This window comes from Aeromicrobium sp., assembly GCF_047606445.1.
GTDB lineage: Bacteria > Actinomycetota > Actinomycetes > Propionibacteriales > Nocardioidaceae > Aeromicrobium.
The window spans coordinates 1-13,731 of sequence record NZ_JASGEK010000033.1 but is presented as its reverse complement, the minus strand read 5'-3'; the positions used below and the strand labels follow the sequence as shown (position 1 = coordinate 13,731).

12 protein-coding genes are annotated in these 13,731 nt (G+C 69.3%); 4 read left to right on the top strand and 8 right to left on the bottom strand.

The features are described from left to right. Nucleotides 1-137: 137 nt before the first annotated feature. Both QM621_RS07925 and QM621_RS07920 read right to left on the bottom strand, forming a co-directional pair. A complete protein-coding gene (locus QM621_RS07925) occupies nucleotides 138-542 on the bottom strand; it encodes a PIN domain-containing protein (RefSeq protein WP_414989834.1) in 405 nt (134 codons plus the stop codon). Between the two features lies 1 nt (nucleotide 543). After that, nucleotides 544-747 (bottom strand): type II toxin-antitoxin system VapB family antitoxin, encoded by a 204-nt coding sequence (locus tag QM621_RS07920; RefSeq protein ID WP_414989833.1) that lies wholly within the window; start codon nucleotides 745-747, stop codon nucleotides 544-546. A gap of 72 nt (nucleotides 748-819) precedes the next feature. Here QM621_RS07920 and QM621_RS07915 point away from each other — a divergent pair, with 72 nt between their 5' ends. Continuing rightward, nucleotides 820-2,115, top strand: coding sequence for a M20/M25/M40 family metallo-hydrolase (locus QM621_RS07915; RefSeq protein ID WP_414989832.1), 1,296 nt, complete (start codon nucleotides 820-822; stop codon nucleotides 2,113-2,115). Between the two features lie 3 nt (nucleotides 2,116-2,118). Here the strand turns inward: QM621_RS07915 and QM621_RS07910 are convergent, their stop codons facing one another. Next, nucleotides 2,119-3,066: an aldo/keto reductase gene (locus QM621_RS07910; RefSeq protein WP_414989831.1), complete on the bottom strand. Its 948-nt coding sequence runs from the start codon at nucleotides 3,064-3,066 to the stop codon at nucleotides 2,119-2,121. A 51-nt stretch (nucleotides 3,067-3,117) separates the two neighbouring features. On the opposite strand from QM621_RS07910, the gene QM621_RS07905 reads away from it, so the two are divergent. Beyond that, the gene (locus QM621_RS07905; RefSeq protein WP_414989830.1) at nucleotides 3,118-3,957 is read left to right on the top strand and encodes an undecaprenyl-diphosphate phosphatase; all 840 of its coding nucleotides are present in this window, start codon (nucleotides 3,118-3,120) and stop codon (nucleotides 3,955-3,957) included. Here the strand turns inward: QM621_RS07905 and QM621_RS07900 are convergent. Beyond that, nucleotides 3,954-4,904, bottom strand: coding sequence for a magnesium and cobalt transport protein CorA (locus tag QM621_RS07900; protein ID WP_414989829.1), 951 nt, complete (start codon nucleotides 4,902-4,904; stop codon nucleotides 3,954-3,956). The genes QM621_RS07905 and QM621_RS07900 overlap by 4 nt on opposite strands. A 43-nt stretch (nucleotides 4,905-4,947) precedes the next feature. On the opposite strand from QM621_RS07900, the gene mshC reads away from it, so the two are divergent. Beyond that, nucleotides 4,948-6,171, top strand: coding sequence for a cysteine--1-D-myo-inosityl 2-amino-2-deoxy-alpha-D-glucopyranoside ligase (gene mshC / locus QM621_RS07895; RefSeq protein ID WP_414989828.1), 1,224 nt, complete (start codon nucleotides 4,948-4,950; stop codon nucleotides 6,169-6,171). A 28-nt stretch (nucleotides 6,172-6,199) separates the two neighbouring features. Here mshC and QM621_RS07890 read toward each other — a convergent pair whose 3' ends face one another. The 4 genes from QM621_RS07890 to metH all read right to left on the bottom strand — a co-directional run bounded on the left by QM621_RS07890 (nucleotide 6,200) and on the right by metH (nucleotide 13,136). Continuing rightward, complete coding sequence (locus QM621_RS07890) at nucleotides 6,200-6,760, bottom strand: hypothetical protein (RefSeq protein WP_414989827.1); 561 nt, start codon at nucleotides 6,758-6,760, stop codon at nucleotides 6,200-6,202. 415 nt (nucleotides 6,761-7,175) lie between these two features. Beyond that, nucleotides 7,176-8,648 carry an Ig-like domain-containing protein gene (locus QM621_RS07885; RefSeq protein ID WP_414989826.1) on the bottom strand — a complete coding sequence of 491 codons (1,473 nt, stop codon included), beginning with the start codon at nucleotides 8,646-8,648 and terminating at the stop codon, nucleotides 7,176-7,178. 84 nt (nucleotides 8,649-8,732) lie between these two features. Then, nucleotides 8,733-9,443 (bottom strand): DUF2786 domain-containing protein, encoded by a 711-nt coding sequence (locus tag QM621_RS07880; protein WP_414989825.1) that lies wholly within the window; start codon nucleotides 9,441-9,443, stop codon nucleotides 8,733-8,735. A 24-nt stretch (nucleotides 9,444-9,467) separates the two neighbouring features. Beyond that, the gene (gene metH / locus QM621_RS07875; protein ID WP_414989835.1) at nucleotides 9,468-13,136 is read right to left on the bottom strand and encodes a methionine synthase; all 3,669 of its coding nucleotides are present in this window, start codon (nucleotides 13,134-13,136) and stop codon (nucleotides 9,468-9,470) included. Nucleotides 13,137-13,467: 331 nt separating this feature from the next. Here metH and QM621_RS07870 point away from each other — a divergent pair. Further along, on the top strand, nucleotides 13,468-13,731 hold a 264-nt coding region (locus QM621_RS07870), incomplete at its 3' end, for a hypothetical protein (protein WP_414989824.1).

Genomic DNA, 13,731 nt, shown 5'->3' with positions numbered 1-13,731 from the left:
GCAGAGCAGGCACGGGTCACCTCGGAAGGGAAGGCGGAGTAGACACCCCATTCCTTTACCGGGACCCGTGCCTGTCCCGCGTGACCGACACACCCACAGCCAGATCACCTACTGGCGGAACCTCTAAGTGTGACTGCTCACAGACTCCCGCGCGGGACGATCCACCGCGCTCGCATGTCGCTCACCTCGGCGATCAGGTCGAAGTCCTTGTCGTAGTGCACCACGGTCACGTCGTAGATGAGCGCCGTGGCGGCGATGAGAAGATCGGGAATCGGTCGACGGTGCTGCCCCCGCCGAGCCAGCAGACGCTGCAACTCGAGAGCTTTGCCGGAGACCTCGGCGGTGATGGGCAGGCGGCGCAGACGCTGCGTGAACTCCCACAGGTCGTCGTACTCGCGTCCGTTCCGAGCGGAGTAGCAGATCTCCAGTGCGACGACCTCGTTGACGGCCAACTGGTCGGCACGTTGGCACTCGCGCAGGAACTCGGCTGCCGTGTCGCTGCGACGGCGTGACTCGAAGGCGGACTTGTCGAGTAAGAACACGTCAACGCCAAGCGCCCGCCATCACTTCGGGATCGCCGAGATCTTCTCCCATCGACAGCGTCCGTTCGAACGCCTCCAAGCGACGGCGCCGGTCGGCGACCTCCCGCAACGCGGCGTTGACGGTCGCGACTTTGCTGGTGGTGCCGAGTTCGGCGGCGGCCGCGGCCAGAGCCTCGTCGTCGATGTCGATCACTGTCCGTGCCATGGTGCAACCCCTATCGGCGATATCTTCCGTCGACTTCGATGATATCGCCTGAAGGCGGCCTAGGCTAGGCCTATGTCCGTCACCGCCGCCTCCGAGGTCATCGATATCTGCCGCGACCTCATCCGCATCGACACGTCCAATTTCGGCGACGGCTCCGGGCCGGGGGAGCGGAAGGCCGCCGAGCACGTCGCGGCGCTGCTGGCCGAGGTCGGGATCGAGTCGGAGATCGTCGAGTCGACCAAAGGGCGGGCCAGCGTGATCGCGCGCTGGGGGAACCAAGACTCCGACCGCCCCGGCCTGCTGATCCACGGTCACCTCGACGTGGTCCCCGCCGAGGCCGCCGACTGGCAGGTCGACCCCTTCGCCGCCGAGCTGGTCGACGGCTACCTCTACGGGCGTGGCGCGGTCGACATGAAGGACTTCGACGCGATCGCGCTCGCCGTCGTGCGGCAGCGCCAGCGCGAGGGGCGTCTGCCGGACCGCCCGATCACGCTGATCTTCACCGCCGACGAGGAGGCCGGCGGCGTGCTCGGCGCGCAGTGGCTGGCCGACCACCGCCCCGACGTCTTCGAAGGCTGCACCGAGGCCATCGGCGAGGTCGGCGGCTTCTCCACCGAGGTCGGCGGACAGCGGCTCTACCTGATCGAGACCGGCGAGAAGGGCATCGCCTGGATGCGGCTGACCGCCACCGGCACGGCGGGCCACGGCTCGATGAAGGCGCCCGACAACGCGCTGACCCACCTCTCGCGGGCCTTGGTGGCGCTCGGCGAGCACGACTGGCCCGCCGAGCCCGGTCCGTCGATGCGGACGCTGCTGGCGAAGGTCCGCGAGCTGACGGGGGAGACGAGCGCCGACCCCGACGTCCTGTTGGAGCATTTCGGCCCGGCCGCGCGCATGCTCGGTGCCGGGGTGCGCAACTCGACCAACGCGACGATGCTACAGGCCGGCTACAAGCACAACGTGATCCCCGGCGAGGCGGTCGCCTACGTCGACGGGCGCTATCTGCCCGGCCACGGCGGCACCTTTATGCCGGAGGTGCAGCGGATCGTCGGTGAGAGGGTCCGGGTGGACACACACCTGGCCGACATCGCGCTGGAGTACCCCTTCGAGGGCGATCTGATCGACGCGATGACGGTCGCCCTGCACCGCAACGACCCGGAGGCGCACATCGCCCCGTTCGTGATGTCCGGCGGCACCGACGCGAAGGCGTGGAGCCGTCACGGCATCACCTCCTACGGTTTCGCGCCGCTGCGGCTGCCCGCCGACCTCGACTTCACCGCGCTGTTCCACGGCGTCGACGAGCGGGTCCCGGTCGACGCGCTGCAGTTCGGCTGCCAGGTGCTCGACGACTTCCTCGACCTGGCCTGACGCCTACAGCGAGCCGTGGGACACGTCGTCGAGGGCGACGACGATCTCCGGGGGGAGGTCGATGTCCTCGGTCGCCAGCAGCTCGGCGAGCTGGCGCTCGGTGCGGGCTCCGACGACGGCCGAGGTGACGCTCTGGCGGTCGCGGACCCACGCCAGCGCGACCTGCGCGGGGGAGTGGCTCAAACCCTCGGCGGCCCGTGCAACCGCCTTGACCACCGCCGACGGCCCCGGCTCCAGATACGGAGCGATCCACGGCCCCCAGCCCTCGTCGGCGCCACGGGAGTCGGCGGGCGTGCGCTGTCGGTACTTGCCGGTGAGCACGCCCCGTCCGAGCGGCGACCAGGCCAGCAGGCCCATGCCGAGATGGTCGAGCGCCTCGGTCAACTCGCGTTCCGGTCGGCGGCACAGCATCGAGTACTCGACCTGCGAGCTCACCAGGCCCGTCCGTCCACCCACCTGCCCATGGGCGAGCGCCGTCTGCCAGGCGGCGAAGTTCGACACGCCGACATAGCGCACCCGGCCGGACTCGACCGCGTGCTCCAGGGCCGCCAGTGTCTCGTCGAGCGGCACGCTGTCGTCCCAGCGGTGCACCTGCCACAGGTCGAGGTGGTCGACCTGGAGGTCGCGCAACGTCCGGTCGAGCTGGGCCAGGATCGCGCGACGCGACCCGTCGACCACGCCCTCGCCGTCCGGACCGAGACGCAGGCCGCATTTGCTGGCCAGCACGATCTCGTCTCGGACGTCGCGCCGGGCGAGCAACGTTCCGACGACCTGCTCGCCCGCGCCCTCGCCGTAGACCGGGGCGGTGTCGATCAGCGTTCCGCCGGCCTCCAGGAAACGGTCGAGCAGCGACCCGGCGGTCTCGGCGTCGACCTGGGAGCCCCAGGTCATGGTGCCGAGGGCGAGTCGGGACACCCGGAGTCCGGAGCGGCCCGCCTGACGCTGTTGCATGGACTCCAGGCTAGTCCGCGCGGCCGATGGGCGACTCGATAGGCTCCGTCCGTGGAATTTCTCCAGTCGATCGTGTTGGGCGTCCTGCAAGGCCTGACCGAGTTCCTGCCCATCTCCAGCAGCGCCCACTTGGCGATCTTCCCGAAGTTCCTCGGGTGGGAGGATCCCGGCGCGGCCTACACCGCCGTGGTGCAGATCGGCACCGAGATCGCGGTCGTCCTCTATTTCTGGCGCGACATCTGGACCATCGGCTCCGGCTGGGTGCGCGGGCTCTTCTCAGCCGAGGCGCGCCAGGAGCCCGAATGGCGTATGGGCTGGTTCGTGATCGTCGGCTCGCTGCCCATCGTCGCGATCGGCCTGCTCCTCGAGGACATGATCGACGACAACTTCCGCAACCTGTGGGTGATCGGCACGACGCTGATCGTCCTCGGCGTGGTCTTGGGGATCGCCGAGCGGGTCGGGCGCAACGCCCGCCCCATCGAGGATCTCGCCTGGGGGCACGCGGTGCTGCTCGGCCTGGCGCAGGCCGCCGCCGTCGTGCCGGGCGTGTCCCGCTCCGGCGCGACCATCAGCATGGGCCTGTTCCTCGGCTACGAGCGCGCCGCCGCCACCCGCTACGCCTTCCTGCTGGCCATCCCGGCCGTGGTCGGCGCGGGCGTCTACAAGCTCAAGGACATCCCCGGCGGAGACAACGCCTACGGCTGGGGCCCGACCCTCGTCGGCACGGTCGTGTCCTTCGCGGTCGGCATGGCCGTCATCCACTGGCTGCTCAAGTGGGTCAGCACCCGCTCCTACGCGCCGTTCGTGGTCTACCGGATCGCGCTCGGCTCGCTCGTTCTGATCCTGCTCGGCTGCGGTGTGATCGGCGCCGAGGTCGCCATCGACGGCTAAAGCCAGCCGGAGCGCTTGAACCGGTAGTAGACGTAGCCGCAGAGCGCGGCCATGAACAGCAGGCAGAGCGGGTAGCCGAAGGTCCAGTCCAGTTCGGGCATGTGCCGGAAGTTCATGCCGTAGATCCCCGCGATGGCCGTCGGGATGGCGAACAGCGTGGCGCCGGCGGTGAGCTTGCGCATGTCCTCGTTCTGCTGCACGCTCAGCTGCGCCAGATGGGCGGTGAGAGCGTTGTCGAGCAGCCGGTCGATCGTGCTGGCGGTCTCGGCGAGTCGGCTGATCCGCTGCGCGACGTCGCGCAGGAAGGGGGCCAGCTCCCCGGCGACCTCGTCGGCGAGCCGGGTGATCGGCGCGTGCAGCGGGGCGACCGCCCGACGGAACTCCAACGCCTCGCGCTTGAGCCGGTAGATGCGCATCGAGTCGTTGGAGCGGTCGGGGGAGAACACCGACGCCTCCACCTCCTCGACGTCGACCTCCAGCTCCTCGGCGACCTGCTCGGAACGGCTGAGGGCGGTCGCGACGAGGGCGTACAGGCCCGCCGCGGCGCCGAAGCGCAGCGCTCGCGGCTCCAATCGGTCGAGCGCGTCGGCCAGCGTCTCGCCGCCGCGCTGGATCAGGATCAGCCGACGTTCGCCCAGCACCACGTCGACGTCGTGCGTGGTGACGTCGTCGTCGCTGTACTCGACCAGCCGCAGCGACACGAGCGTGTGAGCCCCGTAGGTCTCCACGCGCGGCCGGTGCTGGCCGCGCAGCGCCCGCGCGACGTGCGGCGGCCAGGCACGCAGAACGCGCCCCGCCTCCTCGACCTCCTCGGGGGTCGGCTGGTCCAGCGCCACCCACAGGAAGTCGTTCCCCTCCAGGCCCGCGACGGTCTCGGCGAGCGCATCGAGGTCGTGGTCCAGGTCTGTTCTCAGCCCGTCTCGGTAGACGGCTCCATCGACGATCACGACATCATCGTCGCACGTCAGGGGAGGTCGCTAGGCTCCTCCCATGCGCGCTTGGACGAGTCCGGAGGTTCCCTCACTGTCAGCTCTCGGGCTCGGCGGCGGCGATGCCCCCACGGTTCTCGACACCGCCGCTGGAATGCCGCGGCGATTGGACGGCGAGGACGAGGCCCGGCTCTACGTGTGCGGCATCACGCCGTACGACGCGACCCATCTGGGCCACGCCGCCACCTATCTCGCCTTCGACCTGTTGCAGCGGCTCTGGCTCGATCAGGGACGCTCGGTCAACTACACCCAGAACGTCACCGACGTCGACGACCCGCTGTTGGAGCGCGCCGCCGCGACCGGCGTCGACTGGGTCGAGCTGGCCGAGCGGGAGACGCAGCTGTTCCGCGAGGACATGACCGCCCTGCGCATGCTCGCCCCGCGTCACTACATCGGCGCGGTCGAGTCGATCGACCTCGTCGTCGACCTCGTCGGGCGGTTGGAGGAGGCCGGGGCGGTCTACCGGGTCGACGACGACCTGTACTTCGACGTGCATGCCGACGCCGGTTTCGGCGCGGTGAGCGGCTTCGACGCCGACCGGATGCGCGCGGTCTTCGGCGAGCGCGGCGGCGACCCCGACCGTCCGGGCAAGCGGCATCCGCTCGACTGCCTGCTCTGGCAGGCCGAGCGTCCGGGGGAGCCCGCCTGGGACACCTCTCTGGGTCGTGGTCGCCCCGGCTGGCACATCGAGTGCGCCGCCATCGCGTTGGCGCACCTCGGCAGCGACTTCGACGTGCAGGGCGGCGGCTCCGACCTGGTCTTCCCGCACCACGAGATGTCCGCCTCGGAAGCGGTGGTGGCGACGGGGGAGCGGTTCGCCCGCGCCTACGTCCACGCCGGCATGGTCGGCTACGAGGGCGAGAAGATGAGCAAGTCCAAGGGCAACCTGGTGCTCGTCTCGCAGTTGCGTCGGGACGGCCACGACCCGATGGCGATTCGGCTGGCGCTGCTCACCCACCGCTATCGCGACGACTGGGAGTGGTTCGGCTCGGAGATCGCCGAGGCCGAGGCGCGACTGGCCAGCTGGCGCGCCGCCGCCGCGCGCTCGTCGGCCCCGGCGGCCGCTCCCGTGGTCGAGGCGCTGCGCGCGGCCCTCACCGACGACCTGGACGCCCCGACTGCCCTCTCAGCCGTCGACGCGTGGGCCGCGTCCGACGGGGACGACGCCACGGCCCCCGCACTCGCCTCAGCAGCCGTCGACGCCCTGCTGGGCGTCGCGCTCTGAGAGCGGCGCGGGGGCGTCAGCGACAACCTCAGGAGGAGATGAACATCTCCGAGACATCGGAGTCCAGCGCGCCCAGTGCCGCCCGCGCATCGTGGCGCAACGCGCGCATCGCCGACACTTCCGCGATCACCCCGTCGGCCGTCGTCAGATCCTGAAACGACAGGACGACGCCTCTTCGCGCGATCCCGTCGACGCCGTTCGCGGCGACGATGGCCGCCGTGGCCGTGAAGCTCGTCGTCGACCTCGTCCCGTGCGCGAAGTACACGCGGTTCGTCTCGACGCCGACGAGATAGGTGGCGTCCAGGCCGCCGAAGCTGACGCGAGGCGGCCCGACGGTCGAGGTGACCGACTGACTCAACGCGGTGATGATCGCCTCGTCGGTGGCGTCGACATTGTAGAAGAGAAGGTTCTCCGCCATGGCCAAGCCCTCAGCATGCACGTCGGAACGGACACGTCGATTGATCGCACCGGCTGCGGCGCCGGCCACCGTGTCGACAGCTGCGTCCTTCAGCATCGTCAGGCCGTAGACCACAGCCCCCAGCACCGCCAACAGCAAGATCGCGCCGACGACGCCGACGAGTGTGTCCACGGGCTGTCAGCGTCGATCCCGCTGCTTCTTGCCGATCGTCTGACCGATTGACACCAGGGCGCGATCCCCAGGACGACGACCCCGTACACGACGAAGAGGCCGATGTTGTCCGTCCCGATCATCGCCGGGATGCCGCCGCCCAACACCAACAGCGCTCCCACCGCCACCAAAATCTGCCATGCCTGCATTGGTTGATTCCTTTCATGAGTCGAGGTGCTCGATTGCACCGCACATCGCTCATTGAATACCCCCCCCCGACAGGTCAAGCGTGTTGCTGTCATCGAAATCGAGGACAGGGCTGAACCGACGTCTGACTCGCCCGAGGTGCTTGTTTCGAAGGTGGCGCAGGGTGGGCGGACACGACGATGCCCCTTCCGCCACCCGGGCGGAAGGGGCATCGTCAGGCCGTGAGAGGTCAGGCCAGGGGGCGACGGCGTGCGGCGCGCACCACGACGACGCCGACGCCGCCGAGCAGCGCGGAGATCAGCACCAGCGCCAGCGCGGCACCCGTGCCAGTGGTCGGCAGAATGCCGCCCTGCTGTTCCTCTTCGACTTGTGCGGCCTCCTCCTCGCTCAGCACGCTGACCGTCAGCGTGCTCTCCGACCGCAGGCCATTGCTGTCGGCCACCGAGTAGCGGACCGACACGTCGCCGGTGAAGCCCTCGACCGCGACGAACGTGATCTCTCCGGTCTCCTCGTCCACCGTGAAGGTGCCCTGGCCGGGGACCGTCAAGGTGCGGACGAGGTTGCCGTCGGAGTCGATGAGGTAGACCGAGGTCGGGTCGAGCGTCGAACCGTCCTGGCCCGACCCGCTGCCGATCGGATCGAACGTGACCGTGTCCGTGGTCACCGTCGTCTCCGTCAGCGGCTCCAGCACCGGCGGACGGGCGACGGTCAGGTCGATGGTGCTCTCCGCGACGTCGCCGTTGCCGTCCGCGACGGAGTAGCTGACCGTCGGCGTCGGACCGCCCTCGAAATCTGGGTCGGGAACGAACTCGACCGTTCCGTCCTCGCCGACGGTGTAGGTGCCCGCATCCGTGGTCAGCGTGGTGACCAGGTCGCCGTTCTCGTCGATCAGGCGCAGCGTCGTCCAGTCCGGGTCGACGACGTCGGTGGTGACCAGACCCGTGAGGTCGAGGGTCGTCGGGTCGCCCGGCAGCACCGTCTGCTCCAGAGGCTCGGCCTCCGGCAGGCACTGCAGGTCGTAGCTGGGGGTGAAGTCGGTGACCTCCCACGCCTTCGCGCCGTTGTGGTTCAACTCGATCGACAGCGCCACGTCCAAGGCGCCGGCCTGCAGGTCGGCCAACGGGGCTTCGTAGGACAACGCCAAGGAGACCTGGGCGCCCACCGGATAGTTGGAGCCCGAGGTGCCGTAGCCCTGAGAGTGGACGAGCTTGTCGGAGTCGTCGACCGTGCTGTCGTCGTTGCGGTCGTAGTCGATGTTGTTGTTGATGATCGACGCGGAACCGATGTTCCAGACGCCGGACGCCGGACCCAGGTTCGTGAAGGTTCCGGTGATCGTGATGAGCACCGTCTCATCCTCGGTCTCACAGATCTCGGGGATCGGCTGGATCGTTCCCAGGACCTGCGGGGTGAAGCTCGTGGGGATGTCGTACCCCCATGGATTTCCCGCAGGCGTGGTCCACGAGTTGCCGTCCCACATGTCCTGCGGATTGCCGATGTCGACCGGATTGCCGTTGACGTCTTCGTTCGCGATGACGAACTGGCCGCCGAAACCCTCGTTCATCTGGTGTTCGATGTCGAGCCGGTCCGTGTAGATGTTCGGCGCGGCACTCGTAGACGTGCCGGTGGTCAACGTCAGGCCGACGGCGACGACAGCGGCTGCGAGGACGCTGTTAGCAGCGCGTCGCCAGCGGGGGGTACTCAATTCCTCGTCCAATCTTTTGGGAACAGCCCCCTCAATATACCCTGAGAAGATCTGCCTTCCACCTCTCCACGCGTGTGACGCCCGTCATTCCAGCGCGGGGGACAGGCCGCCCAGATCGGCCTGGTGGCCGGAGGTGTAGCCGGAGTAGGCGCCCGGCCCCGAGGGCTTCGGCTTGCGGACCGAGCCGCGTCTCGGGTAGCTCTCGTCGACCGCCCGCATGACCGCGAGCGACGTGCCCGCGAGCACCAGCTCCACCGAGGGGCCGCCGTTCCGCCGTTCCTCGGCCTCGCGCAGCGTCTCGGCGGTGATCTCCCGCAGCCGGCCGTCGACCGCGGCTCCGTAGCCGGCCCACCAGGAGCGTTTGAAGGCGATCAGGTCCTCGCCCTTGGGGATCTCGGCGCGGCCGATCTCATGGGCGGCCTGCACGAGCAAGCTGCGCATCAGCATCTCGACGCTCTCGACGTCGGCGGGCAGGCCGAACACGTGCACCGACATGGCCGGCTCCACGCCCAGGATGATCGGTTTGCAGCGCATCGCCAGCGCGACCACCCCGGCGAGCAGGCATTTGTCGCGCACGAAGGGGGAGTCGAACCGCAAGATCGTGTCGGCGACGCCCGCCTCACGGCCCTCGCCGCTGTTGAGCAGCGCCTCGTCGATGCCGTACTCGGCCATCAGCGCGACGGCCTTGGCGGTGAACGCCTCCGCCTCCGCCGTCGTCGCGGCCGGATTCTCGGCGAGGGCGAGCAGTTTGCGGATCTTGTCCACCTTGGCGGTGTTCGCCCTCGCGCTGCTCACAGACACCACCCTAGGCGGGCGGGTCTACTCGTCGTCGGTGCGGTAGCCGAGGTTGGGGGCGAGCCACCGCTCGGCCTCGGCGACCGTCCAGCCCTTGCGCTCGGCGTACTGGGCGACCTGGTCGCGGCCGACCCGCCCGACGACCGTGTACTGCGACTGCGGGTGCGAGAAGTACCAGCCGCTCACCGACGCGCCGGGCCACATCGCCATCGACTCTGTCAGCTCGATCCCGGTCTGCGCCTTCACGTCCAACAGGTCCCACAGGAGCTGCTTCTCGGTGTGGTCCGGGCAGGCCGGGTAGCCGGGGGCCGGGCGGACGCCGACGTACTTCTCGGCGATCAGCGCGTCGTTGTCGAAGGACTCCCCGGGCTGATACGCCCAGAACTCCTTGCGCACCCGTTCGTGCAGCCGCTCGGCGAAGGCCTCGGCCAGCCGGTCGGCGACCGACTCCAGCAGGATCGCGCTGTAGTCGTCGAGGGCGGCCTTGAACTCCGTCACCTTGTCGGCGCTGCCGAGTCCGGCGGTCACCGCGAAGGCGCCCACATAGTCGGCGAGGCCGGTCTCCTTCGGCGCGACGAAGTCCGCGAGGCATTTGTGCGGCACCCCCGCGCGGTGCTCGGTCTGCTGGCGCAGGTGGTGCAGCGTCGTGCGGACGTCATCGCGGTGATGGTCGGTGTAGACCTCGATGTCGTCGTGGCCGACCTGGTTCGCCGGGAAGAGGCCGATCACCGCGTTCGCGCGCAGCCACCGCTCGGCGATCACCCGGTCCAGCATGCCCTGCGCGTCGTCGTAGAGCTTGCGGGCGGCCTCGCCGGTGGCGGGGTTGTTGAGGATGTCGGGGAACTTGCCCTTCATCTCCCAGGCGTTGAAGAAGGGCTGCCAGTCGATGTAGGCGCGCAGCTCGCTCAGGTCGTAGTCGGTGAACGTCCGGGTGAACACCCCCGCCGCGTCGAGCGTGGGCGGGACCGGCGGCTCGTAGACGGTCCAGTCGATCGGCGTGGCGTTCTCGCGGGCCTGCTCGATCGGCAGCAGCGGACGCGCCTCCGAACGGGCCGCGTGCCGCTCGCGCAACGCGTCGTAGTCGGTCTTGAGGTCGGCCAGCAGCTCCGGGCGTTTGTCGTCGGACAGCAGCGAGGCGACCACCGGCACCGAGCGCGAGGCGTCCTTCACCCAGACGACGGGGCCGTGGTATTTCTGGTCGACCTTGACCGCCGTGTGCGCGCGCGAGGTCGTCGCGCCGCCGATGAGCAGCGGGATCTCGAAGCCCTGACGCTCCATCTCGGCGGCGAAGTTCACCATCTCGTCGAGCGAGGGGGTGATGAGGCCGGACAGGCCGATCACGTCGGCGTCGTGCTCCCTCGCGGCGTCGATGATCTTCTGCGCGGGGACCATGACGCCCAGGTCGATCACGTCGTAGTTGTTGCACTGCAAGACGACGCCGACGATGTTCTTGCCGATGTCGTGCACGTCGCCCTTGACCGTCGCCATGACGACCGTCCCGTTGCTGCGCGCGGCGTCGCCGGGCTGCTTCTCGGCCTCGATGAACGGGATCAGATAGGCGACGGCCTTCTTCATCACGCGCGCCGACTTGACCACCTGCGGCAGGAACATCTTGCCCGCGCCGAACAGGTCGCCGACCACGCCCATGCCGTCCATCAGCGGCCCCTCGATGACCTCCAGGGGACGTCCGCCGCGCGCGGCGATCTCCCGGCGCAGCTCCTCGGTGTCGGACTCGGCGTAGTCGTCGATGCCCTTGACGAGCGCGTGGGTGATGCGCTCGGAGACCGGCAGGGAGCGCCACTCGGCCTCGGCGGCCTCCTCTTTCTGACCGGTCCCGGCGTAGTCGCCGGCGATCTCCAACAGCCGGTCGGCCGCGTCGGGGCGCCGGTTCAGCACCACGTCCTCGATGCGCTCGCGCAGTTTCGGGTCCACCTCGTCGTAGACCACGAGCGCGCCCGCGTTGACGATGCCCATGTCCATGCCGGCCCGGGTCGCGTGGAACAGGAACACCGAGTGGATCGCCTCGCGCACCGCGTTGTTGCCGCGGAAGGAGAACGACACGTTGGAGACGCCGCCGGACACCTTCACTCCCGGCAGGTTCTGCTTGATCCAGCGGGTTCCCTCGATGAAGTCGAGGCCGTAGCTGGCGTGCTCCTCGATGCCCGTGGCGACGGCGAAGATGTTCGGGTCGAAGATGACGTCCTCGGCCGGGAAGCCGACCTCTTCGGTGAGGATCCGGTAGGCGCGGCCGCAGATCTCGATCCGGCGTTCCAGATCGTCGGCCTGGCCCTCCTCGTCGAAGGCCATGACGACGACCGCCGCGCCGTACTTGCGGCACAGCCGGGCCTGCTCGACGAACTTCTCCTCGCCCTCCTTCATCGAGATGGAGTTGACGACGCACTTGCCCTGGACGTTGCGCAGGCCCTCCTCGATCACCTCCCACTTGGAGGAGTCGACCATGATCGGGACCTTGCAGATGTCGGGCTCGCCGGCGACCAGCCGCAGGAAGCGGCGCATCGCCGCGACGCCGTCGATCATGCCCTCGTCCATGTTGACGTCGAGGATCTGCGCGCCGTTCTCGACCTGCTGGCGCGCGACCGACAGCGCGGTGCCGTAGTCGCCGTCGCGGATGAGGTTGCGGAAACGGGCCGAGCCGGTGATGTTGGTGCGCTCGCCGACGTTGACGAACAGCGAGTCGTCGGTGATGTTGAACGGCTCCAAGCCGGACAGTCGCATCGCCGGCTCCAGCGTCGGGGGAGTGCGCGGGGCGATGTCGCCGACGGCCCGCGCGATGGCGGCGATGTGCGCCGGGGTGGTGCCGCAGCAGCCGCCCGCGGCGTTGATGAGCCCGGCCTGGGCGAACTCCGCCAGGATCTCGGCGGTCGTCTCCGGCTCCTCGTCGTACTCGCCGAAGGAGTTCGGCAGGCCTGCGTTCGGGTAGGCGTGCACGAAACAGTCCGCCACCCGCGACAGCTCGGCGACGTACGGGCGCAGCTCGCGGCCGCCGAGGGCGCAGTTCAGCCCCACCATGAGCGGGCGCACGTGACGGATCGAGTTCCAGAACGCCTCGGTCACCTGGCCGGTGAGCGTGCGCCCCGAGGCGTCGGTGATGGTGCCGGAGATGACGACGGGCCAGCGGCGTCCGACCTCCTCGAAGAAGGTCTCGATGGCGAAGATCGCGGCCTTGGCGTTGAGCGTGTCGAAGATCGTCTCGACCATGAGCAGGTCGGCGCCGCCGTCGACGAGGCCGCGCACCTGCTCGTCGTAGGCCTCGACCATCTCGACGAAGGTGACGTTGCGCGCGGCCGGGTCGTTGACGTCGGGGGAGATGGATCCCGTCCGGTTCAGCGGGCCGATGGCGCCGGCCACGAAACGCGGTCCCTCGAAGGCGTCGCAGGCCTCGCGGGCGAGCCGCGCCGAGGCGACGTTCAGCTCGTAGGACAGCTCCTCCATGCCGTAGTCGGCCATCGAGATCCGCTGCGCGTTGAAGGTGTTCGTCTCGACGACGTCGGCGCCGGCGGCCAGGTACTCGGCGTGGATGCCCGCGATGATCTGCGGCTGGGTCAGGCTCAGCAGGTCGTTGTTGCCCTGCACGTCGCTCGGCCAGTCGGCGAACCGCGCGCCCCGGTATCCGGCCTCGTCGGGGCGGTCGCGCTGGATCGCGGTGCCCATCGCCCCGTCGATGACGACCATGCGCTCGCGCAGCAGGTCGGTCAACGCCTCGGTCGCGTCCGGTCGCCACTGGGCTGACGAGTTCACAGGAAATCCTCTCGCGTCACGTGATTCCGCGCGTCAGACCTGGAGACAGGTCGCGTCGCGGAACCTCCGGCCGGCAGCGGGCTCGCGTGGGCGTCAAGGTCGTACCCGGGCCATTCTGCCATGACTGACGCGGACGCCACGACGCTCTCCGAACGGCGAGATCGCACCGCACAGCGGTACAGGGTGTTCATAGCGAAGCGTTCTGTTCTAGGCTCGTGTCGCGTTCGGAGCGCACCCACACCACCACACTTCGAGGGGAACACCGATGGCCACCGACGAGACCCGCGCCGAGGCGTCCGATCCGAATACTTCCCCGGTCCGGCTTCAGGAGCTGACCGAGGACCCCGAGCTCTGGCCGTTGATCGCAGCCAACCCGACCGCCTACGACGCGCTGCTCGACTGGCTCGGTGAGAACGGCGGCGAGGACGTCAGGGCCGCCATCGCGTCCCGCGCCGACCAGGGCGCGCCGACCTCCGTCCTGCCCGCCCCGCCCGCCCAGCCCGCGCCGCCGACGGCGCAGTCGCCCGTC

What these genes read in the sequence shown, in the direction of transcription:
- QM621_RS07920 (WP_414989833.1), bottom strand. Translation starts at nt 747, where the DNA reads ATGGCACGGACAGTGATCGACATCGACGACGAGGCTCTGGCCGCGGCC.
- QM621_RS07915 (WP_414989832.1), top strand. Translation starts at nt 820, where the DNA reads ATGTCCGTCACCGCCGCCTCCGAGGTCATCGATATCTGCCGCGACCTC.
- QM621_RS07910 (WP_414989831.1), bottom strand. Translation starts at nt 3,066, where the DNA reads ATGCAACAGCGTCAGGCGGGCCGCTCCGGACTCCGGGTGTCCCGACTC.
- mshC (WP_414989828.1), top strand. Translation starts at nt 4,948, where the DNA reads ATGCGCGCTTGGACGAGTCCGGAGGTTCCCTCACTGTCAGCTCTCGGG.
- metH (WP_414989835.1), bottom strand. Translation starts at nt 13,136, where the DNA reads ATGGTCGTCATCGACGGGGCGATGGGCACCGCGATCCAGCGCGACCGC.